General features: G+C 74.3%; 16 protein-coding genes and 1 pseudogene. 8 read left to right on the top strand and 9 right to left on the bottom strand.

Features of this window, described 5'->3' with window-relative positions; translation table 11 throughout:
• Positions 1-87 precede the first annotated feature (87 nt).
• Entirely contained in the window at positions 88-3,351 is a 3,264-nt protein-coding gene (locus tag IE313_RS27395) for a hypothetical protein (RefSeq protein ID WP_189936830.1), read from the bottom strand.
• 368 nt (positions 3,352-3,719) lie between these two features.
• Between IE313_RS27395 and IE313_RS27390 the strand changes: the two genes are divergently transcribed.
• Positions 3,720-4,985 (top strand): GNAT family N-acetyltransferase, encoded by a 1,266-nt coding sequence (locus IE313_RS27390; RefSeq protein ID WP_189936828.1) that lies wholly within the window; start codon positions 3,720-3,722, stop codon positions 4,983-4,985.
• Positions 4,986-5,039: 54 nt separating this feature from the next.
• On the opposite strand, the gene IE313_RS35580 is transcribed toward IE313_RS27390, so the two are convergent.
• Positions 5,040-6,725, bottom strand: coding sequence for an amidase (locus IE313_RS35580; RefSeq protein ID WP_229924996.1), 1,686 nt, complete (start codon positions 6,723-6,725; stop codon positions 5,040-5,042).
• Between the two features lie 26 nt (positions 6,726-6,751).
• Here IE313_RS35580 and IE313_RS36055 point away from each other — a divergent pair.
• Positions 6,752-7,147 (top strand): annotated as a pseudogene (locus IE313_RS36055) (substrate-binding domain-containing protein); the annotation flags it as partial.
• 72 nt (positions 7,148-7,219) lie between these two features.
• Here IE313_RS36055 and IE313_RS27375 read toward each other — a convergent pair.
• Positions 7,220-7,615, bottom strand: a complete 396-nt coding sequence (locus IE313_RS27375; RefSeq protein ID WP_189936826.1) for a VOC family protein — start codon at positions 7,613-7,615, stop codon at positions 7,220-7,222.
• A gap of 149 nt (positions 7,616-7,764) precedes the next feature.
• On the opposite strand from IE313_RS27375, the gene IE313_RS27370 reads away from it, so the two are divergent.
• Positions 7,765-8,373, top strand: coding sequence for a TetR/AcrR family transcriptional regulator (locus tag IE313_RS27370; protein WP_189936824.1), 609 nt, complete (start codon positions 7,765-7,767; stop codon positions 8,371-8,373).
• An 11-nt stretch (positions 8,374-8,384) separates the two neighbouring features.
• Here IE313_RS27370 and IE313_RS27365 read toward each other — a convergent pair whose 3' ends face one another.
• The 3 genes from IE313_RS27365 to IE313_RS27355 form a co-directional block, all read right to left on the bottom strand.
• Positions 8,385-8,783 (bottom strand): TIGR03618 family F420-dependent PPOX class oxidoreductase, encoded by a 399-nt coding sequence (locus tag IE313_RS27365; protein WP_189936860.1) that lies wholly within the window; start codon positions 8,781-8,783, stop codon positions 8,385-8,387.
• Between the two features lie 230 nt (positions 8,784-9,013).
• Positions 9,014-10,159, bottom strand: a complete 1,146-nt coding sequence (locus tag IE313_RS27360; protein WP_189936822.1) for a CU044_5270 family protein — start codon at positions 10,157-10,159, stop codon at positions 9,014-9,016.
• Positions 10,156-10,761, bottom strand: coding sequence for an RNA polymerase sigma factor (locus IE313_RS27355; protein ID WP_189936858.1), 606 nt, complete (start codon positions 10,759-10,761; stop codon positions 10,156-10,158). The genes IE313_RS27360 and IE313_RS27355 overlap by 4 nt, the downstream gene beginning before the upstream one ends.
• A gap of 363 nt (positions 10,762-11,124) precedes the next feature.
• Between IE313_RS27355 and IE313_RS27350 the strand changes: the two genes are divergently transcribed.
• The 3 genes from IE313_RS27350 to IE313_RS27340 all read left to right on the top strand — a co-directional run bounded on the left by IE313_RS27350 (position 11,125) and on the right by IE313_RS27340 (position 14,822).
• Positions 11,125-11,949 carry a helix-turn-helix domain-containing protein gene (locus tag IE313_RS27350; protein WP_189936856.1) on the top strand — a complete coding sequence of 275 codons (825 nt, stop codon included), beginning with the start codon at positions 11,125-11,127 and terminating at the stop codon, positions 11,947-11,949.
• Positions 11,933-12,280 (top strand): DUF397 domain-containing protein, encoded by a 348-nt coding sequence (locus tag IE313_RS27345; RefSeq protein WP_189936820.1) that lies wholly within the window; start codon positions 11,933-11,935, stop codon positions 12,278-12,280. Before IE313_RS27350 ends, IE313_RS27345 begins: the two co-directional genes overlap by 17 nt.
• 166 nt (positions 12,281-12,446) lie before the next feature.
• Positions 12,447-14,822, top strand: a complete 2,376-nt coding sequence (locus tag IE313_RS27340; protein ID WP_189936818.1) for an ABC transporter permease — start codon at positions 12,447-12,449, stop codon at positions 14,820-14,822.
• A 146-nt stretch (positions 14,823-14,968) separates the two neighbouring features.
• Here the strand turns inward: IE313_RS27340 and IE313_RS27335 are convergent, their stop codons facing one another.
• A complete protein-coding gene (locus IE313_RS27335) occupies positions 14,969-15,646 on the bottom strand; it encodes a class I SAM-dependent methyltransferase (protein ID WP_189936816.1) in 678 nt (225 codons plus the stop codon).
• Between the two features lie 246 nt (positions 15,647-15,892).
• Positions 15,893-16,621, bottom strand: coding sequence for an SDR family oxidoreductase (locus IE313_RS27330; RefSeq protein WP_229924995.1), 729 nt, complete (start codon positions 16,619-16,621; stop codon positions 15,893-15,895).
• Positions 16,622-16,862: 241 nt separating this feature from the next.
• Here IE313_RS27330 and IE313_RS27325 point away from each other — a divergent pair, with 241 nt between their 5' ends.
• Together IE313_RS27325 and IE313_RS27320 are read left to right on the top strand one after the other, a co-directional pair.
• Positions 16,863-17,726 (top strand): LysR family transcriptional regulator, encoded by an 864-nt coding sequence (locus IE313_RS27325; RefSeq protein ID WP_189936814.1) that lies wholly within the window; start codon positions 16,863-16,865, stop codon positions 17,724-17,726.
• Positions 17,727-17,987: 261 nt separating this feature from the next.
• Complete coding sequence (locus IE313_RS27320) at positions 17,988-18,575, top strand: hypothetical protein (protein WP_189936812.1); 588 nt, start codon at positions 17,988-17,990, stop codon at positions 18,573-18,575.
• A 53-nt stretch (positions 18,576-18,628) separates the two neighbouring features.
• Here the strand turns inward: IE313_RS27320 and IE313_RS27315 are convergent, their stop codons facing one another.
• Positions 18,629-21,043 (bottom strand): ATP-binding cassette domain-containing protein, encoded by a 2,415-nt coding sequence (locus IE313_RS27315; protein ID WP_189936810.1) that lies wholly within the window; start codon positions 21,041-21,043, stop codon positions 18,629-18,631.
• Between the last annotated feature and the right edge of the window lie 27 nt (positions 21,044-21,070).

Genomic DNA, 21,070 nt, shown 5'->3' with positions numbered 1-21,070 from the left:
TCTTCAGGCGTCTCGGCCGGCACGAATTCGCCCTCGCCGCCGCGGCGTCCCCGTCAGGACGGGTCCCGGGTCAGGGCAGGCCCCGGGTCAGGGCAGGTCCCAGATCCTGGTGGTGCCGCCGGCCGAGGCCGCCAGCATCCTGCCGTCCTCGCTCAGCGCGAGGGCGTCGACCGGGCCGGAACCGTCCATCGCGGCCCTGAGCGACAGGACGGACCGGCACGTTCCGTGCCCGCCCGGGGCCCCGTCCGGCGAGGTGCGGTCCCAGACCCGGACGGTGCCCTTGTCCGCGGCGTCGCCGGTGTCGCCGCTGTCGTCCTCGACGGCCGCGGCGTCGCCTGTGTCGTCCTCGACGGCCGCGGCCACCCGGGTCCCCCCGGCGTCCGTGGCCGGGGCCCCGAAGTCGCCGTCGGCCGTGCAGGCCGGGCGCCCCCGGAGCGTGTCGTACACGACCAGGCCCTTCCTGTCCCGGTCGGCCAGCCGGTTCCCGTCGGCGCTCAGGGCCGGGAGCCTCTCGGACCAGGGCACGGGAGCGCCGTGCCGGGTACCGGTGCGCCTCGTGCGGATCGCGACGTCCGAGAAGTGGCCCTGCGGCGACTCGGCGACCACCACGTAGGCCCCCCGCGGACCCAGGACGAGCGGGACGGACCCGGTGGACGCGTCCCGCGGTGCGCTGCCGTAGAGGGGGTACGTGCTCCGGCGCCCGTCGCGCCAGCGGAACCCGGTCACGGAGGGGTTCGCCGAGGCGGGCGGCACGCGCAGCACCTCCAGGCCGTGCTGCCCGCTCGTCATCAGCACGGGTACCGGCACGTCGTCCAGGGCGTAGTGCAGGGAGTCGTACACGGCATCGTCCTCGGGCCATGCGATCGACAGCATGCGGGAGCGGTCGCGGTACTCGTGGCCGTCGCGGGTGTCCCACCACCGCAGCCTGCCGTGCTCGTCGAGGGTGACGAGGAGGTGGTACCGCTCGGGCGCGAACGCCATGGCCTCGATGCCGCCGGTCGCGAGGAGGGTCCGCGAGGTGTCGTGCGGCAGCGCGCCGTGCGCCGCGAGGGCGGACACCACGAGCACCAGGGCGCCGGTGACCGCGGGGGCGCGGCGGCGGAGCGCGGCCCTGCGGGGCGAGGCGGGCCGCGGTGCGGGCGGCCGCGCGGCCAGCCTCTCCTGGAGCCGGATGTGGCGGAACTGGTAGGTGCCGGCCGACTGGCGCAGCAGTTGCCTGTCGCGGGCGTCGGCCAGGAACGCCATCAGCCGCCACGGCAGCACCCCCTGCGCCGCCAGCACCAGACGCACCACGGTGAACCGGGTCCAGGCCCGGGTCAGCAGCACGAGCAGGGCGAAGACGGCCCCGGGCAGCAGGGTCAGCGCGAGGATCCCGAGCGGACCGTCGTCGGCCGAGTCGTCGTCGGCGGCGGAGTGGATGGAGAACGTCTGCGAGAAACCGGACGGCAGGGTGACGTGGCCGTCGCGGACGAGGGCGAGGAAGGCCACGTAGGCGAGGAAGGTGCTCAGCAGCAGGAGGGGGACCAGCAGCAGGCTGAACACCACTCCGCCGGTCAGGGCGCCGGTGACCGCGGATCTGCGGTCGAGGCGCAGCAGTCCGCGCGGGCCCGCTCCCGCGGACTGCTCGGGCGGGGCGTTCAGCCAGCCGTGCACGGCGAGCGCGATGCTGACCGTGGCCACCGCGCCCGCCTCCAGGGCGAGCGCCCGGCCGTAGCCCGTCACGCTGGAGGCGGACCAGCCACCGCCCACGGTGATCACGGCGGCGGTGGTGAGCATGATGGGCAGCAGCAGGAGGGCGCCCAGCTTGAGGCCGACGAGGGCGCCGCCGCGCAGCCGTTCCAGCGAGCCGCGCAGGGACGGCGAGAGCCGGCCCGGCGGCCGGTCCTGGGCCCCGTACCAGGAGAGCATCGCGAGAACCGCGGTCGCGGGACCGATGGCGAGGTTGGCCTCCAGCGTCCCCGCGCCGGGGTCCACGACGTGCGCGGTCGCGGCCACCGCGAGCATGAGGACGAGCCCGGCGGCGATGCCGAGGGCGATGCCGGCCCACCGCGACAGCAGGCGGCGGCTCATCAGCCACCAGGCGACGTCGCGTTCTTGGTGCCGGTGCAGATAGGCGGCCAGGTAGGCCAGGTAGCGCTCGGCGCGTTCCGCCCGGTGCAACCACTCGGCCTCGTCGGCCCGCCGGGTGCACGGCGGGGGCGCGTACGCCGCGCGCACGACCTGGTCGACGAGGTGGTCCTCCACCCCGTGCCTGCTGTCGGGGACGAGGAGTTCGCCGGGGTCGCGCGGGTAGGCCCGGTAGACGGTACGGGCCAGGGAGAGGGCGAGCGGGGTCGACAGCGCGCTCGCGAGCGGTCCTTCGGGGTGCGCCTCGATGTGGGCCCAGACGGGTTCCCAGTCGACGCCGCACGGCCAGTTCACCTCGCGCAGATAGGCGAGGACGTCCGGGACCGGCACCGGGGACACCTCCACCACCGGGGCGCGGCGCAGCGCGGGCGAACCGCCGGCGATGACGTCCTGGTACTCGGCGGAGCGGCAGGTGAGCACCACGCCGCGGCCCTCCCCGCAGGCGTCGTTGACCTTGTGCACCGCGCTGCGGCGGGCGGACTCGGGCATCTCGTCCAGGCCGTCCAGGACCGGCAGCAGCAACCGGCCCGCCATCAGCCGGCGCGGCAGGTCGGGCCGGCCGCCGTAGTAGGCGGTGGCCAGGGACTGGACGATCCACTCGTCGAGCGGTTCCATGACGGGGTCCCACGTGGAGATCGACAGCAGCACCGGGACGGGGGAGCGCGGCTCGCGTGCCTCCAGCAGGCCGAGGGTGAGCATGGCGGCCAGCACCGTCTTCCCGGAGCCCGGCTCGCCGAGGACGACCAGGCGGCGGCTCGGGATCCGGTGGAAGCCCTCGGCCAACCGCCGGGCGGAGGTGTCGAAGTCGCCGTCCAGGCGGCCGTCCAGCGACAGGCGCAGGATGCGCGCGTCGACGGGGCCGACCACGGCCTCTGGTGGCTCGGACACCGGTCGCCTGGTGGCCGACCAGGCGATGGGGATCACGCGCGGCTCGCGCAGTTGCCGGGAGCTGACCTCCTCCTGCCACTGCCTGCTCACCGTGTCCGCCAGGTAGTCGGCCAGTTCCGCCGCCTCGCGGGGCGGGGCGAGCGGCGGCAGCAGGGTGACGACGGCCACCGCGAGCGCGGCCACGGAGACGAACAGGCTCATGTTGCCGACGAACCGCTCAAGGTCGCTGCCGTCGTAGTGGTGGAGCGCCCAGCCGAGGCCGGCCGACAGCAGTGTGAACACGATGAGCAGGCCCAGCCGGGCCCGCCGGCGCCGTAGGTAGCGGGCTAAGTCCATGCACCCAGGGTGACGACGCCTGTTCGGCCGGGCCAGGGCCCGGGGGCCCACCGCGCGGCGTGGACGGGCCCAGTGCACCGGGCGCGCGGGCCCAGGACGCCGGGACCGGGTGGAACGGGTCCCGGGACCGGGTGGAACGGGTCCCGGGCGCCGGAGCAGGGCGGAACGGCCCGGGCGCGGGCGAGGACCGGGCCCGTCCGCCGGGTGGAAAGCGGCGCGAGGGCCGGGCGGAAAGGGGCCCGTCCGCCGGGCGGAAAGGGGGCCCCTCCGCCGGGCGGAAAGCGCCCGTCCGCCGGGCGGGACGGGACCGGTGCGCCCCGCGGAAACCGGGACGACACCGTCCGCGGTCCATGCCTACCGTGGGCCCCATGCCTGCCGCACCAGAGATCCGCACCCTCACAGAACCCGAGCTGGCCGACTGGATACGGGCCCTGTACACCGGTTTCCTGCGCCCGCCCACCCCCACTCCGGCCGCCGTGGCGCACCGTGCCGCCACGTTCGACTACTCCCGCACCCGCGGCGCCTTCGACGCCGACCGCTGTGTGGCGACGTTCCGTTCCTTCCCGCAGCAGCTCACGGCGGTGGGCGGCGCCGCCGTACCGGCCGACGCGATCTCGAACGTCACCGTCTCGCCCACCCACCGCCGCCGCGGCCTGCTGAGCGCCATGATGACCGCGGACCTGGCCGAGGCCCGCGAGCGCGGCGACGTCGTCGCCACCCTGATCGCCTCGGAGTACCCGATCTACGGCCGGTTCGGCTTCGGACCCGCCGCGGCCGTGGCGGACTGGGAGATCGACGTGCCCCGCACCGGCCTCGACCCGCGCTGGTCGGGCCCGGACGACGGCGGCCGGATCGACCTCGTCGACGGCGCCGCGGTCCGCAAGGCGGGCCCGGAGCTGCACGAGCGGTTCCGGGCCCGCGGGCACGGCGCCGTCGACCGCGACGACCGCTGGTGGCAGCTCGCCACCGGGCAGGTGGGCCCCGCGCTCGACCCGTCCTGGACCGAGCCGTTCCACGTGCTGTACCGGGCGGCGGACGGCACCGTCGAGGGCCTGCTCACCTACCGTGCCGACGACACCTGGGGCGACGCCAAGCTCCCCATGAACACCGCCACCGTCGACGATCTGATCGCCGTGACCCCGGCCGCCGAGCGCGCCCTGTGGCACTACCTCTGCTCGGTCGACTTCGTCACCACCGTCCGCACCGGCCACCGCGCCACCGACGACCTGCTCCCGCTGCTGCTGCCCAACCCCCGCGCGGCCCGCCCGGTCACCCGCGCGGACTGGCTGTGGGTGCGCGTCCTGGACGTCGTCCGCGCCCTGGAGAGCCGTACGTACGCCGTACCGGGCAGCCTCGTCCTGGAGATCGCCGACGAGTACGGCGGCCGCCGCGGCCCGGCCGCGGGACGCTACCTGCTGGACGCCGCGCCGGACGGCGCGAGGTGTGTCGCCACCACGCGGTCGCCCGCGCTCACGCTGGGCGCGGCGGAGCTGGCCGCGCTCTGGCTCGGCGAGGAGTCCGCCGCCCGGCTCGCCGCACTGGGCCGGATCACCGTCCACGACCCGCACGCGGCCGCCACCGCGGACGCCCTCTTCCGCACCGGGCGCGCACCCTGGTGCCCCGATGTGTTCTGACGGGCCTTGCCGCGCCCGCGGCGGGGCGGATGCTCGTGGTGCCGTGCGCCGTGCTCACGGCCGGCCGGGCGCGGCGCGGACCACCGCACCGGCGACGGCGAAGAGCAGGTGCTCGTGCCCGGGGCGGCCAACGAGCTGGAGGCCCACGGGCAGACCGCCCGCGGTGCCGGCCGGCACGGTCAGCGCGGGCAGGCCGAGGAGGTTCCAGGTGCTGGTCAGGGCGAGCAGCGCCGGGCGCAGGGCGACGTCCGCGCCGGCCACCACGGCCGTGCGGGCGCCGAGTTCGGGGGCGGTCAACGCGGTGGTGGGCAGGGCCAGCAGGTCGAACCGGTCGAACAGCAGGGCCGCGGCACCCGCGAGGCGCTCCCGGTCAGCCAGCGCCCTGACGTAGCGCCAGCCGGGCGTGCGTGCCGCCGTGCGTAGCCGGTCGAGCACCTCGGCCCCGAACAGCTCGGGCCGCTCGCGCACCCGGTCGGCGTGCACGGCGTACGCCTCGCTGTCCTGGAGCGCGGAGAACGCGGCGAGCGCGTCCGGCGCCTCGGGGAACGCGGCCTCCTCGACGGACACCTCGCAGAGGGAGGCGTCCGACGAGACCCGTGAGGCGGACGAGGCATCGGGCGAAACCCCGGGCGAAACCCCGAAGGAAGCATCGGACGAAGGCTCGGACGAAGCCCCGAAGGACGCCCCGAACGAGAGCTCGGGCGAAACCCCGGCCAGGGCCGCCGCCGTGCCGAGCGCGGCCCGGGCCAGGCGCGCGACCCCCGGATCCACGGCGCCGAAGTCCCCGGGCGCGAGCCACCCGACCCGTATGCCCCGCGGTTCGTCCCGCACGGCACCCGCCGTGCCGTCCGCGGTGTCGCCACCGGTGCCCGTACCGGCCCCCGCGCCCCGCGCCCCGGCCCCCGCGCTCCGCGTGCCGGGCCCCGGCCCCCGGGCGCCCGCCAGTGCCTCGTACCCGAGCCGGCAGTCCTCCGGTGTCCTGGCCAGTACGCCGACGTGGTCGAGCGAGGCGGCCAGCGGGAACACCCCGTCGGTGGGCACCGTGCCGTAGGCGGGCTTGAAGCCGCTCACCCCGCACAGCGCCGCAGGGATCCGCACCGAGCCGCCGGTGTCGGTGCCGAGCGCGAGCGGCACCATGCCCGCCGCGACGGCGACCGCGCTGCCGCCGCTGGACCCACCGGACATCCTCGTTGGGTCCACGGGGTTGCGCGAGGGCCCGTTCGCGGTGCGGTCCCCGGTCGGGCCGTAGGCGAACTCGTGCGTGGTGGTCTTGCCGACGACGACCGCGCCCGCCGCCCGCAGCCGCCGTACGCACTCCGCGTCCGTGTCGGCCACGTGCCCGGCGAAGTGCGCGGAGCCCATCGTGACGGGCAGCCCCGCGACGTCGATGACGTCCTTCACGGCGACCGGGACGCCGTGCAGCGGGCCCCGGTCCCGCCCGGCGGCCAACTCGGCGTCCGCCTGCCGTGCCGCGCGCCGAGCGCCCTCGGCGTCCACGGTGACGAACGCGCCGAGCCGGCCGTCGAGCCGGGCGATCGCCTCCAGGGACCGTTCGGTGAGGTCCGCCGCCGTCAGGCCGCCCGCGCGCAGCAGTGCCGCGAGCCCGGCCACGGTGTGCCCCGGCGCGGCGAAGAACCCCGGGTCCACCCCCCGTCGCCCGGCCTCCCGCCTCCCGGCCTCCCGCCTCCCGGCCTCCCGCCGCCGGTCGTCCCGCGCCGTCGTCTCCACCTCGTGGTCCATACCGCTCCCGTCCGCACCCTCGTGCCGTGCCCCGCAGGTCCACGGCGTTCCTGCCTCCCGCGCGGGCGCCTCATGCCGGCGGGAACCCGGGAACCCGGGAAATCCGGGGAGCAGCCCGGGCAACGGCACGAACGCCGCCGTGCACACCGTCGTCGAGACGACGTTGCCGGCCGCTGGTCGCTGACCACCTGCTCGCGCCGGGGCACGAGGAGGTCGCCGTGATCGCGGGCGAGCCGCACGCGAGCACCGGCGCCGACCGCACGAGCGGTTTCGCCGACCGCTACCGCGAGGCGGGCCCGGCCGTCCCCGCGGAGCGCGTCGTGCACTTGGCCTTCGACACCCTCAGCGGCCACCGGGCCGCGGCACGCCTGCTGACGGCCGCCCGCCGCCCCTCGGCCCTCTTCGCGGTCAACGACTTCGCCGCGGCGCTGTGCCCCACCGGGCGCGAAGCCCGGTGCACTCGCCCGGGCCGACCCGTTCCGTGGGCCGCGGGATCACGCGGGGCTGATGAGGCAGAAGGGGTGCCCGGCCGGATCCGCGTACACCCGGAACCGGCGGGCACCCCCGTCGTCATCCAGATCCAGCGGCACCGCGCCAAGCGCCAGCGCATGCGCCTGGGCCTGCTCGATGTCGTCCACGTCGAAGTCCAGGTGCAGTTGCTGTGACCGAGAGGCGTCCGGCCACCGCGGAGGCTCGTACCCCTTGGCCAGTTGGAACGACAGGTGCGGGACTCCGTCCATATGCAGTTCCACCCACCGCTCACTCTGCTCGGCGATGCGCCCACCCAGCAGCCGCTGATAGAAGTGGGCCAGAGCATGCGGCGAAGGACAGTCGATCACTGTGGTGCGCACGCGCACCTTCGGTACCGGAACCGGGGTGGACTCAGTCATGGAGCACTCCTACCCCCTCGCCACATCCGCATGGCGCAGGGCACGCAGGAGCGTCCGGCGGAAGGGCTCGGCCTGAGCGCGCCCGAGCCGCGTCCCCTCCTGTGGTTAATGCCATTTACCTTACGGTGAGCGATGTTAACCTGAACGGTGTGACCGCCACCCGCCGTTCCACCGGCCAGCACCACGGAGACCTGCGCAACGCCCTGGAACGGGCCGCCCTCTCCCTCGTCGCCGAGCGCGGGCCGCACGGGTTCACGCTCGCCGAGGCATGCCGCCGGGCGGGCGTGAGCGTGTCGGCGCCGTACAAGCACTTCGCCGACCGGGAGGCGCTGCTCGCCTCGCTCGCGATCAAGGGCTACCGCGAGCAGCAGCGGCGCTTCGGCGCCGCGGTCGCGGCCACCGAGGACCCCGCGGGTCAACTGGCCGCGTTCGCCGCGGCCTACGTGCGGTTCGCCGCCGAGGAGCGCGCGCTCTTCGACATCACCTTCCTGGCGGGCCTGGACAAGGACCGCCATCCCGAGCTGCACGAGGCCGGCACCGAGCTGTTCGACACCCTGGTGCCCGTCGCGGGCCGGATCGCTCCCGGTGAGGCCGCGGCCCTGGACCTGCTGGTGCGGATCGCCGCCGCCGCGCACGGCCTCGCGCTCTTCCTCCAGCAGGGCATGCTCCCGCCCGGCCGCGACACCCTCGCGGACGCCGAGGAGCGCGCCGCCCGCACCGCCCGCGCCCTCGTCGAGCAGGAGCGGCGCGGGTACTAGCGGGACGGTCGTCACCGGTCGGGCGTGTGGGCGACCGAGTCGACGGCGATGGTCAGCAGGAGACGGGTCTCCGGACGGCCGCTGAAGTTCGGGTAGGGGCGGCCCAGGTACTTCTGGGAGATCTCGTCGATGCTCTCGGCCGCGCCGTCGGTGGTCGCGGCGATCACACGGCCGCGCACCGCGTAGTAGCGCGAGGTGTCGTCCGGGTCGGCGACGTTCACCGCGACGCGCGGGTCGAGGGCCACGTTCCTGGCCTTCACGTGCCCCTCGACGGTGTTGATCAGGACGTGCTCGCCGTCGGTGGTCACCCAGGTCTGGGTGAGCTGGGGCGAGCCGTCGGGCATGACGGTGGCCAGGAAGCAGGGGCTGGGGCGGCGGAGCAGGTCGAGCAGCCCGCCGGGCAGCGGCACGGACAACGTGGTTCCCTTCGGTGGACGGGCACGGGCGCGCACGCGGCCAGGACCGCGCCCGCGCGCAAGGCGGTCGCTCCGGTGCGTTCGCGAGGACGCCGCCCGGTGCGCACGTGATGATGTCACCACCGCGGGAGCCCGGACCGCCCGCCTGCCCCTCTGCCTGCTCCTCCGCCTGCACGGGCGGCCCGCCCCGCCCCCGGCGAGGGGCGGGCGCGGGCCGCGCGCCCTCAGTCGTCGCCCGGCAGCATCCCGTGCTGGTCCACGACCGCCCGCTGAAGGACCGCGTTGCTGCCGTAGAGCACCGTCGGCCTGCCGGGCTTCTTGTCCGCGGTGATGTAGGAGCGCGAGCCCAGGTACGCGAGGCTGTGCGCGTCGAAGATCCATTCGTCGCGGGTCAGGGCGTCCGGGTCCTCGCGGGTGATCCCGATGCCGTGCCGCCCCGCCGCGTCCACCGCGTCCGGGACCTCCCGCACGCCCGGGATCCTCGCCGCCGCCCTGTACAGCGCGGCGGCCGTCCGCGGCGGCATGATCGTCTCGCCGAGCAGGTCACCGACCTCGTGGAAGACCGCCTGGTTCTTCGACTCCCGGGCGTCGGCCGTACCGGTCTCCTTGTAGAGCAGTGTGAGCAGCACCCCGGGGTCGGTGGGCAGCGTGGCCAGCCACTTGTACGTGGGCCGCCGGATGCCGGGCCCGATCGCGCCGGTCTCGTCCGTGCCGTCCGCGCCCGCCGTCTCGATGGGCAGGTCCTCGCCGGACATCGGCACGCCCTTGCCCGTCTCGCGGATCCAGCCGAGGTCGGTGACCGCGGCCGGGTCCTGCGACATCCACGCCTCGCGCTTGTGCGGCGGCCCGAGCTTCACCGGCCCCTCGAACGTGCCCTCGTTCGACCGCACCAGGCTGCGCACGTACACGAACTGGCCGTCCCTGACCGGCGAGGCGTCCGTCCGCATGGACGCCGCGGCGATCCGGTCGAGCGTGACGGCGGCCTCGTGCGTGGCGCCGGTGCCCGCCCCGGTTCCGGTTCCGGTCGCCGGGCCGGACACGGCGGGACCGCCGTCGCCCCGCCCGCCGTCCACGGCGAGCGTCGTGGCCAGCACGCCCGCGACCACCAGCGAGGCGGCGGGCAGCAGCACGGCGGGCCGCAGCAGTCGGCGGCCCCGGGGCAGGCCCGCCGGTACGGTTCCCGGGTCCGGGTCCGGGTTCAGGTCGTGATCGATGCGTCGCATCAGGCGTTCCTTGTGGTGGAGGTGGCGCCCCGGCGGAAGCTCCCACTCCGCCGGTGCCGGCAGCAGCCGGGCCACTTCCCCGGCCGCGGCCCGCTCGGGCCCGTCCTGCCGGGCCGCGGTCCGGGCCGGACGCTCGACGTCGTTCATGGGGTTGCCTCCCGAAGGGGCAGGGCCGCGAACGCGGCCTCACTTCCTACCTCTCCGCGGCCTTCCCGCGGTTCCGTCCGCTGACCGGCCAGCCTGCCGAGCCGGGCGCGGGCCCGGGACAGCCGCGAGCGCACCGTACCGACCGGCACGCCGAGCGCCTGCGCGGTCTGCTGGTAGTCCAGCCCCGACCACACGCACAGCACGAGCACCTCCCGTTCCTGGCGCCGCAGCCGGCCGAGCGCCGCGTGCACCGCCGCCAGCCGCCGTGCGTCGTCGATCCGCCCGGCCGTCTCGTCCGCGAAGTCGGCGACCGGGTCAGGCCCCTGACGGTGGGCCAGGAACGCGATCCTGCGGCGCAGGCTCCGGTTGGCGTTGTGCGCCTTGTGCGTCGCGATGCCCAGCAGCCACGGTCTGACGGAGCCGCCGTCCGGCTCCAGGCGCTCGCGGGTGCTCCAGGCCGCGAGGAAGGTCTCGGACATGACCTCCTCGGCGGTCGACCAGTCGCCGGTCAGCCGCAGCCCGTGGTTGTAGACGGCCCGCGCGTACCGCTCGTACAGGTCCGCGAACGCCGCGCGGTCCCCGGCCCGCAGCCTGCGCCGCAGGGCGGCGTCGTCTCCCGGGTCGTCCGGGTCGTCCGGGGCGCCTGGATCTCCCGGGTCTCCCGGACCTCCCGGGCCGCCCGGGTCTTCTGAGTCTCCTGCTTCCGTGTCCCTCACATCCGTTACCTCTCCGCGGGCCGCCGCGGGTTCCCGTGTGCTGCGTCACGCCGGGCTCCCCGGGGACGGGAGAGCCTTGCGGTGGCCAAGGGTGCCACGGGTCGTGAAGCTTTCCCCTTATATCAAGGTAATTCCTCAATTCGATGGATTAGGCGGCTCATTCACCACACAAGAGTGCACTTCCTCAACTACGCTCGGCCACCAGCCGAATTCGACGCCTGCGGGCGTGACGTTGGGGGTGACCTTCCCATGGTCAATATCCGGACACTCGATCCCAGTGCTTCTCCGCTCGACTACTACGGGGCGGAGTTGCGCCGCCTCAGAGAGGCGGCGGGCCTCAACCAGAAGCAACTGGGCGATTTGATCTTCTGCACGGCGTCGCTCATCGGCCAGATCGAAACGGCGAGCAAGGTCCCGACCCGGCCGTTCTCCCAACAGGTCGACGCCGCCCTGAAGACGGACGGTGCGATGTGCCGGCTGCTGGGCCTGGTGTTACGGAGCCAGTTGCCGTCGTGGTTCCAGCCGTACGCCAACATGGAGGTGAAGGCGACCTATATCTCCACCTACCAGACGCAGGTGGCGTACGGGCTACTTCAGACAGCGGACTACGCAAGGGCGGTACTGGCCGTACATAACCCGGACACTGCCGATGAGTTGGCCGCTGCGCGACTCGAACGACAGCGCATTCTCATGCGAGAGCACCCGCCCGCGGTCTGGGTCGTACTCGACGAGGCGGTTCTCCTCAGGGAAGTCGGTGGGCAAGCCGCCATGCGTAACCAACTGGCTCGCCTGTTGAGTTACGAGAAGAACCCGTGGGTACACATTCAGGTGCTTCCGTTCTCGGCTGGGCAGCACGCGGCGTTGATGGGCTCATTCAACCTTCTTCGCTTCGACGAAGAACCCGATCTCCTGTACATGGAGAACTACGACTCCGGCTGTATGACGGCCAATCCGAAAGTAATCAAGGAGCGTTCGGTCGGTTACGCTCGACTTCAGGCCGCGGCCCTCTCGGAAGAGGACTCGGCGGCACTGATCTCCCGCGTGATGGAGGAACGCTATGGGGACAAGCCGTGACCTGACGAGCGCGCCTTGGCGCAGGTCGTCGTACAGCGGGACGAACGGCGGTGATTGCGTCGAGTGTGCACCGCTCGACGGAGCCCACTGGCGCAAGTCGTCGTACAGCGGAAGCACGGGTGGCGACTGCGTCGAGTGCGCTCCGCTCGACGGCGCCCACTGGCTCAAGTCGTCGCACAGCGGACCGAGCGGCGGTGACTGCCTCGAATACGCCGACCTCACCGCGCACGTAGCCATACGTGACTCGAAGAGCCCGGCCAGAGGCACCCTCACCGTCACACCCGCCGCCTTCGCGGCGTTCGTCAGCGCCGCGGCGTCCGCCGCGATCTGACACCGGCACCACCGACCGGCCCGGGGCGCCCGCCCCGGGCCGGTCGTCTGCGTAAGGGGGCAAATCGCCGCACAATCACCCACTATGCACTGTGTGTATAGTAAACGGGGGCGGGTCACCCGCCACCGTCCAGTGCCGCCCACGCGACGAGAACCGGGGTCCCGTCATGACAAGCCGAAGCCGTACCCGGCCCGTGCCGGGCCCCCGCACCTGGCTGCGCGACCTCGTCTTCGGCGTCCGTCTCGCCCGCACGGGCGGACGTGAGGGATGGACCCGCACCCTGCTCACGGCCTTCGGGGTGGGACTCGGCGTCCTCCTGATGCTGTGCGCCGCGTCGGTCCCCTCCCTCCTCGACGCCCGGACCGCCCGCGAAGAGGCGCGCCAGGCGTCCAACGCCTCGTCCGAGGTGCCCGCGAGCCGAAGCCACCACAGCTTCCTGCACCTGGACACCTCCACCGTCTTCCGCGGCGACACCGTCAGCGGCGAGCTGATCCAGCCGGACGGGGCGCAGGCGCCGCCCCCTCCCGGCGTGCGGAGCATCCCGGGGCCCGGCGAGATGATCGTCTCCCCGGCGCTGCGCGACCTCCTGCACTCCGCCGCGGGCGCCCTCCTGAGGGACCGCATCGGCTACCGGGACGTCGGCACCGTGACCCAGGCCGGGCTGGCGCAGCCCGGCGAACTGCTCTACTACGCGGGGAGTTCGTCCCTCTCCCCGGACCGCGGCGCCCTGCGGTCGGACGGCTACGGGCACACCGCGGCCGAGGAACCGCTCAACCCGATGTTCCTCGTCCTGATCACCCTGGTGTGCGTGGTCCTGCTGGTGCCCGTGATCATCTTCATCGCGACCGCCGTCCGCTTCGGCGGCGACCGCCAGGACCGGCGCCTTGCGGCACTGCGGCTGCTGGGCGTGGACGCCCGCGGGGTGCGGCGCATCGCGTCCGGCGAGTCGCTGGTCGCGGCCGTCTGCGGGCTCGCGGTCGGCGCCGTCCTCTTCGCGGCGCTGCGCGTGTACGCGGGCGCGTTCCGGCTGTGGGGCGTGAGCGCCTTCCCCTCCGACGTGGCCCCCGTGCCGGGACTCGCCGTGGCGACCCTGCTGGCCGTGCCCGCGGCCGCCGTCCTCGCCACCCAGATCGCGCTGCGCTCGGTCACGGCGGAGCCGCTGAGCGTCGCACGGCTGGCCGGGACCCGCAGCAGGCGGCTGGCCTGGCGGCTGGTCATGCCGATCGTCGGAACAGTCCTGCTGCTCGCGGTGCACACCGTCAGCCCCAAGGACTCCTCCATGAGCCCCCTGCCCGTCGCCTTCGGGGCCGCCTGCATCCTGATCGGCCTCACCGGGCTGCTGCCCTGGCTGGTCGAGGTCGTCGTCGCCCGGCTGGGCGCGGGCCCGGTCTCCTGGCAGCTCGCCGTCCGCCGGCTCCAGCTCGACAGCGGCTTCGTGACCCGGCCGCTCACCGGCGTCACCGTCGCCGTGGCCGGTGCCATCGCCCTCCAGATGGCCCTGGGCGGCATGCAGGAGCAGTTCCGCCACCTGTCCGGATCGCCGGGATCGCACGCCAGGCACGCCGACATGACGGTCTACCTGCCCTACGCCGACCAGCGGCTCGTCCGGCGGCTCAGCACCGGTCTGGAGCACACCAAGGGCGTCACCGGCGTCCTCGGCCTGACGGAGACGTACGTCAGCAGGTCGGATGCCGCCGCCGGCATGCCCGCCCTGACCAGCCTGACGGTCGCGGACTGCGCCACCCTGCGCGAACTCGCCGCCCTGCCCTCCTGCCACGACGGCGACACCTTCGTCGCCAGGGCGCCGGGCCACAGTGCCGTGAACCGCCAGGTCACCGCCACGGCCGTGCCCGGCGGGCAACTGGCACTGGGGGCCGGCCCCGACTCCGGGGCACACCCCCGGCTCTGGCGGCTGCCGGCCTCCGTCCCGCGGGTGACGTCCCACCCCGATCCGATGGGCGAGTACCACCACGGCGTCCTGGCCACGCCGGGCGCCCTGGACCCCAAGGGGCTGCCGGCGGCCGACACGTCGGTCTCCATCACCACGGACAGCCGGGTGGCCGACGCCGCCGAGTACGCCCGCAACACCGTGGCGCGGACCGATCCCGCCGCCCGGATCGTCACCCTGCTCAAGGAGGACCGGGACAAGCAGTACACCAGCGTCAAGACCGGCATCCTCATCGCGAGCGTGGCCACGCTCGCCGTCATCGCCGCCAGCATGCTCGTCTCGGCGGTCGAACAGCTCCGCGCGCGCAGGCGCATGCTGTCGGTGCTCGTGGCCTTCGGCACCCGGCGGCGGACCCTGGCCCTGTCGGTGCTGTGGCAGACCGGGCTGCCCGTCGTCCTCGGCACCGCACTGGCCACGGCCGGGGGCCTCGGCCTCGGCGTGCTCGTCCTGCGCGTGGTCGCGAAACCCGTGCAGCAGTGGTCCGCGTTCGTCCCCTTCGCGGCCACCGGGGCCCTGTCCGTCCTCGTCATCACCCTGTGCACCCTGCCGCCGCTCTTCCGGCTGATGCGCCCCGAGGGCCTCCAGACGGAGTGACGGGCCGCGCCCGGAGCGGGTGACGGACCGCGCTCGGAGCGCTGACGGGCCATGCCCGGAGCGGGCGGCGGGACTCTCTCGGAGCGCTGACGGGCCGTGCCCGGAGCGGGTGGCGGGCCGTGCTCAGGCCGGGCGGCGGGCCGCCCTCACCGCCGTGCCAGCAGGTAACCCTGGGGCCCCTGCGCCGGCCGCTCCTGCGCGTCCGGCTCGCGCAGCAGCCTCGCCTCGATCGTCAGGCCCGCCCCGGTGACCAGGTCCTCCATCCGCTCCGGCGGCGTCCAGTAGACGTCCAGGGAGAGGTCGTGGCCGTAGGCGTGGTCCAGGTGGCGCAGCCGGTCGCCGGCCTTGAAGGCGCACAGGAACGGCGCGCCCGGCGCGAGCACCCGCCGGAACTCGGCGAGGACCGTCGGCAGCACCTCCGGCGGGGTGTGCACGGTCGAGTACCAGGCGACGACCCCGCCGAGCGAGCCGTCCGGCAGGTCGAGCGCGGTCATCGAGCCCACGTCGAACCGCAGCTCGGGGAACGACGAGCGGGCCACCGCCACCATCCCGGGCGACAGGTCCACCCCGAAGGCGTCCACCCCGAGGGAGCGCAGGTGATCGGTGACGTGGCCGGGGCCGCAGCCCAGGTCGCCGACCGGGCCCGCGTCCGCGGCCCGCGCCAGCTCGGCGAACGCGCCCAGCATGGCGCGGTCCAGCGGCAGCGCCGCGAACCTGGGCCGCACCAGGCGCGCGTAGTCGACGGCCACGGTGTCGTAGGCCGCCCGGGTGGCGTGCAGGTAGGTGTGCTGGTCGAGGTGCGGACGGGGCGTCGTCTCGGTCATGGGGCGGGAGACTATCCCGGGCCGCCGACAACGCCGGTGCGGGGACCGCGGGCGGGCGGTGCGGGGTCCGCGGTGGTCGGTGCTGCGGTGGCGGGTGCGGGCCTGCGCGGCCGGTGCGGGAGCCTGCGGTGGCGGGTGCGGGGCCCGGATGGTGGGCCCGCGGTGGTGGGCCCGGGTGGTCGGTGCGGGGTCCGCGGTGGCCGGTGCGGGGCCGCGGTGGCCGGTGCGGGGCCGCGGTGGTCCCGTTCACGCCAGCAGCGATCCGCCGTCCACCGTCAGGACCGTGCCCGTCGTGTAGCCCTGCCGCAGCAGGTACACGTACGCCTCCGCGACGTCCTCCACCTCGCCGACCCGGCCCAGCGGGTTCGCCTCCGCGATCTGCCGGTACATGCCCTCGCGCTCGGCCTCCGGCAGCCGCGCCCAGACGGGTGAGCGCACCACCCCGGGGCGCACCGCGTTCACCCGGATCGGCGCCAGCTCCACGGCCGCCGTCCGCACCATCGACTCGACCGCGCCGCACACGCTCGCGCCGACCACCCAGCCGGGCCCGGCACGCTCGGCCGCCGTGCCGCTGGTCAGCACCACCGAGCCGGTGGCGCGCAGATACGGCCGCGCCGCGCCGAGGGCCCGCAGCGCACCGAAGTACCGCAGGCCGAAGAAGTCCCGGGCCGCCGCCACGTCCATCTGGTCGATCGGCATCATCCTCAGCGGCTCGCCCGCGGTGTACACCAGATGGTCGAACGGGCCGATGCGCTCGAAGAGGGCGCTGACCTGGGCGTCGTCGTCCAGGTCGGCCGTCCCGCCGGTGCAGCCCTCCGGCAGCGCCTCCAGCGCCGCGCGCACCCGGGCCGCGCTGCGGGAGACCACGACGATCCGCGCGCCCAGCCCGGCCGCCTGGAGCCCGGTCGCCAGGCCGATGCCGGACGTGCCGCCGAGCACGACCACGCGCTGATCGGTGAGGGGCATGAGAGTCATGTCCAGACCTTTCGCCCGTACGGCGGTGCGGACGCCCCCCGCCGTCCGTCCCTGGAACGACTCTAGGGCCGACCGCCCGCCGCCACCGCTCGGCGCCACAGCCCCGCCGCCACCGCCGGAGGCCCGCCGGGGGCCCGCCGGGGGCCTGTTCCGTCCGCCGTCATACCCTGGGAGCATCGGCCGGCGGAGCACCGGTGCGGTGCCGCGGCCAGGGCCCGACGGGCAGGACAGGGAGCCGGCGATGGACATCGACCTGAGGAAGTTGCGGTACTTCGTCGCCGTGGCCGAGGAACTCCACTTCGGTCGCGCCGCGGCCCGTCTGCACATCGCCCAGCCGGTGCTGTCCCGGCAGATCAGCGCGCTGGAGACCGAACTGCACGCCAGGCTCTTCCGGCGCGACCGGCGCTCCACCGAGCTGACCCCCGCGGGCCGCCAGCTCCTGGACGACGCGCCGCCCCTGCTCGCCGCGGCGGGGGCGCTGCTGCGCCGGGTGCAGCGCGCCGGCCTCGACCGGCCGCGGTTCGCGGTGGGCTTCATGCCGGGCATCACCGTCACGGACGCGGTACGGGCACTGTCCGGGCGCCATCCGGACCTGGCCGTGGACGTCGTCCGCACCTCCTACCGCGACCAGGCGCGGATCGTGCTCGACGGCCGGGTCGACGTCTGCTTCGTGCGCACGCCCGTCGACCAGCGCGGACTCCAGCTCCGGCCGCTCTTCAGCGAGCCGCGGGTGGCCGTGGTGCCGGCCGGGCACCGGCTGGCGGGCAAGGCGTCCGTCGCCATCGCCGACCTCGGCAGGGAGCGCCTGCTCCAGGACCCCGACGCCGTGCCCGAGTGGCGCGACCTGCCCGCGCACCCGGACGACCCGCCGCGCCGGCCCCGGCCCGTCCTCGACTCCGTCGAGGAGAAACTGGAGTACGTGGCCGCCGACGAGGGCCTCATCGTGCTGCCCCTGTCCACCGCGGCCTTCTACACGCGGCCCGACATCGTGCACATCCCCATCGAGGACATCGGCCCGGGCCACGTCCACCTGGCCTGGGCCGCGGGCCGCGGCTCCGACCTCATCGCCGAGTTCGCCGAACTGGCCGCGGACTGCTACGCCTGAGCCACCTGAGCCACCTGAGCCACCGGGTCGCCTGGGGCCACCAGGGGGCCGGTTCCGTCTCCGTCTCCGTCTCCGCCAGTGGTTCGGGAATTCGGGGCCGGACGGACGGGATGTGCCCGAACGTACACTCGAATACAGGGGTCGCTCGGAGCCGTCGCCAGCCGTCGGAGGTCGTCGGAGGTCGTCGGGCCGTAGCGAGTCGCTCCGAGCCGCCGCGAACCGTCGAACACCGTCCCGAGCAGCGGAGGAGGCGGAAGCGAGATGACCACCGTCCAGGCCGACCTCGTCCTGTCGGACTCGGTGTTCCACGCCCAGCTCAACGCGCCGCTGGAGAAGGTCGACCTCGCGAAGTGGCTGTTCCACCTGCCCGACGCGGAGTACCGGCGGTGCGCGCCGCCGGACCACATCGCCGCCGGTGCCAACACCAGTGACGAGGGCCTGCCCATGTCGATCAACGTGGAGATGATCGGCACGGCACTGATGGTCCAGCACTACGTCGGCGAGATCACCGAGCCGCACCACTGCCGCCTGGTGTCCGACTCGGACGTCTTCGCGCCGCAGGGCCGCACCAGCGTGCAGGTCGTCTGGGACCTGAGCGTCACGGCCCTGGGCGAGGACCGCTGCGAGTACACCAACGCGGTGACCGCACATCCCACGGACGCGTTCCTCGCCTTCCTCCGGGACCACGGCATCCCGTTCGAGCGGGCGGCACGCGACCGCCAGTCCGCCTCCAGCGACCACAACAGCCGCGAGACCCCGCGGTTCGCCGCCAGCATCGAGCGCGCTGCCCTCACGGGCGGCTCGGACCAGTGGGCCGCGGGCGCCGGTCACCGGACAGCGGCACGGTGACCGGCGACCGGTGACCGGACACCGGCGCGGTGACCGGTGACCGGGCGGCGGTCTCAGGCGCCGACGTAGGCCGCGAGGTGCTCGCCGGTGAGGGTGGAGCGGGCGGCGACGAGGTCGGCGGGCGTGCCCTCGAAGACGATCCGGCCGCCGTCGTGTCCGGCGCCGGGGCCGAGGTCGATGATCCAGTCGGCGTGCGCCATGACCGCCGGGTGGTGCTCGACCACGATGACGGACCTGCCGGAGTCGACGAGCCGGTCGAGCAGGCCGAGGAGTTGTTCGACGTCGGCGAGATGGAGGCCGGCGGTCGGCTCGTCGAGCACGTAGACGGGCCCGCCCGGCCCGTCGGGCCGGTCGCCGCCCTTCTCGCCCAGGTGGGCGGCCAGCTTCAGCCGCTGCCGCTCGCCGCCGGACAGCGTGGTGAGCGGCTGGCCGAGGGCGAGGTAGCCGAGCCCGACGTCGGCGAGCCGGCGCGCCGCCTTCTGCGCCGCCGGGGTGCGCGCCTCACCCGTGCCGAAGAACTCCACGGCCTCGTCCACCGACATCGCGAGCACCTCGCTGATGTCGCGGCCGCCGAGGCGGTGGTCGAGGACCGCTGCGTCGAACCGCTTCCCTTCGCACTCCTCGCAGGTGAGGGTGGTGCCGGCCATCATCGCCAGGTCGGTGTGGACGACGCCGGCGCCGTTGCAGGCGGGGCAGGCGCCCTCGGAGTTGGCGCTGAACAGCGCCGGCTTCACGCCGTTGGCCTTGGCGAACGCCTTGCGGATCGGGTCGAGCAGGCCCGTGTACGTCGCCGGGTTGCTCCGCCGCGAGCCGCGGATCGGACCCTGGTCGACCGACACCACACCCGCACCCGCGGGGATCGAGCCGTGCACGAGCGAGCTCTTGCCGGAGCCGGCGACACCGGTGACGACGGTCAGCACCCCGAGGGGGATGTCGACGTCGACGTTCTGGAGGTTGTGCGTACGCGCACCGCGGACCGGGAGCTTCCCGGTGGGTTCGCGCACCGCGTCCTTGAGGGCGGCCCGGTCGTCGAGGTGGCGGCCGGTGACGGTGCCGGAGGCCCGCAGCCCCTCGACGGTGCCCTCGAAGCAGACGGTGCCGCCCGCGGCCCCGGCGCCGGGGCCCAGGTCCACGACGTGGTCGGCGATCGCGATCGTCTGCGGCTTGTGCTCCACGACGAGCACCGTGTTCCCCTTGTCCCGCAGCCGCAGCAGCAGGTCGTTCATCCGGCCGATGTCGTGGGGGTGCAGGCCGGTGGTGGGCTCGTCGAAGACGTAGGTGACGTCGGTGAGCGAGGAGCCGAGGTGGCGGACCATCTTGACGCGCTGCGCCTCGCCGCCCGACAGCGTGCCCGCGGGGCGGTCGAGCGAGAGGTAGCCGAGGCCGATCTCCACGAACGAGTCGAGGGTGTCCCGCAGCGCGCCGAGCAGCGGCGCCACCGAGGGCTCGTCGATTCCGCGGACCCATGCGGACAGGTCGCTGACCTGGAGTGCGCAGGCGTCGGCGATGCTGACGCCGCCGATCCGCGACGACCTGGCCGCCTCGTTGAGCCGGGTGCCGTCGCACTCGGGGCAGGTGGTGGACGTCGTCGCCCGCTCCACGAACGCGCGCACGTGCGGTTGCAGCGCCTCCACGTCCTTGGCCAGGAACGACTTGCGGATCCTCGGGATCAGGCCCTCGTACGTCAGGTTGACGCCGTCGACCTTGATCTTCGTCGGCTCCCTGTGCAGGAGGTCGGCCAGTTCCCTCTTCGTGTAGGCGCGGATCGGCTTGTCCGGGTCGAAGAAGCCGCAGCCGGTGAAGATGCGGCCGTACCAGCCGTCCATGCTGTAGCCGGGGATCAGCAGCGCGCCCTCGTTCAGCGACTTGGAGTCGTCGTAGAGCTGGGTGAGGTCGATGTCGGAGACCGCGCCCCGGCCCTCGCAGCGCGGGCACATGCCGCCGCTGCGGGAGTAGGTCGCCTTCACCGTCCTGCCGGCACCGCGCTCGACCGTGATCGCGCCGCTGGCCCGGACCGTGGCGAGGTTGAAGGCGTACGCGCCGGGCGGGCCGATGTGCGGCTGCCCGAGCCGGCTGAAGAGGACGCGCAGCATGGCGTGCGCGTCGGTGGCGGTGCCGACCGTGGAGCGGGGGTCGGCCCCCATCCGCTGCTGGTCGACGATGATCGCGGTCGTCAGCCCGTCGAGCACGTCGACCTCGGGCCGCGCCTGCGTCGGCATGAAGCCCTGTACGAACGTGGTGTACGTCTCGTTGATCAGCCGCTGCGACTCCGCGGCGATCGTGTGGAACACCAGGGAGGTCTTGCCCGAGCCGGAGACACCGGTGAACACCGTCAGCCGGCGCTTCGGTATCGCGATGCTGACGTCCTTGAGGTTGTTCTCGCGCGCGCCGTGCACGCGGATCAGCCCGTGGCTGTCGGCGACGTGCGGCACGGGCGGCTGCGGGTCCGTCCGCGTGACGATGGCCATCGTGTCTCCCTCTGCTGCGGGACCGCC

Source organism: Streptomyces sulfonofaciens (genome assembly GCF_014656295.1).
In the GTDB taxonomy this organism is placed as follows: domain Bacteria; phylum Actinomycetota; class Actinomycetes; order Streptomycetales; family Streptomycetaceae; genus Streptomyces; species Streptomyces sulfonofaciens.
Note: the sequence above shows the minus strand (reverse complement) of the source record. Positions and strands in the feature narration are given on the sequence as shown.

Excerpts from the sequence above, each read along its gene's own strand:
- IE313_RS27395 (WP_189936830.1), bottom strand. The coding sequence starts at position 3,351 with ATGGACTTAGCCCGCTACCTACGGCGCCGGCGGGCCCGGCTGGGCCTG.
- IE313_RS27390 (WP_189936828.1), top strand. The coding sequence starts at position 3,720 with ATGCCTGCCGCACCAGAGATCCGCACCCTCACAGAACCCGAGCTGGCC.
- IE313_RS35580 (WP_229924996.1), bottom strand. The coding sequence starts at position 6,725 with ATGGACCACGAGGTGGAGACGACGGCGCGGGACGACCGGCGGCGGGAG.
- IE313_RS27375 (WP_189936826.1), bottom strand. The coding sequence starts at position 7,615 with ATGACTGAGTCCACCCCGGTTCCGGTACCGAAGGTGCGCGTGCGCACC.
- IE313_RS27360 (WP_189936822.1), bottom strand. The coding sequence starts at position 10,159 with ATGAACGACGTCGAGCGTCCGGCCCGGACCGCGGCCCGGCAGGACGGG.
- IE313_RS27350 (WP_189936856.1), top strand. The coding sequence starts at position 11,125 with ATGGTCAATATCCGGACACTCGATCCCAGTGCTTCTCCGCTCGACTAC.
- IE313_RS27345 (WP_189936820.1), top strand. The coding sequence starts at position 11,933 with ATGGGGACAAGCCGTGACCTGACGAGCGCGCCTTGGCGCAGGTCGTCG.
- IE313_RS27340 (WP_189936818.1), top strand. The coding sequence starts at position 12,447 with ATGACAAGCCGAAGCCGTACCCGGCCCGTGCCGGGCCCCCGCACCTGG.
- IE313_RS27335 (WP_189936816.1), bottom strand. The coding sequence starts at position 15,646 with ATGACCGAGACGACGCCCCGTCCGCACCTCGACCAGCACACCTACCTG.
- IE313_RS27330 (WP_229924995.1), bottom strand. The coding sequence starts at position 16,621 with ATGACTCTCATGCCCCTCACCGATCAGCGCGTGGTCGTGCTCGGCGGC.
- IE313_RS27325 (WP_189936814.1), top strand. The coding sequence starts at position 16,863 with ATGGACATCGACCTGAGGAAGTTGCGGTACTTCGTCGCCGTGGCCGAG.
- IE313_RS27320 (WP_189936812.1), top strand. The coding sequence starts at position 17,988 with ATGACCACCGTCCAGGCCGACCTCGTCCTGTCGGACTCGGTGTTCCAC.
- IE313_RS27315 (WP_189936810.1), bottom strand. The coding sequence starts at position 21,043 with ATGGCCATCGTCACGCGGACGGACCCGCAGCCGCCCGTGCCGCACGTC.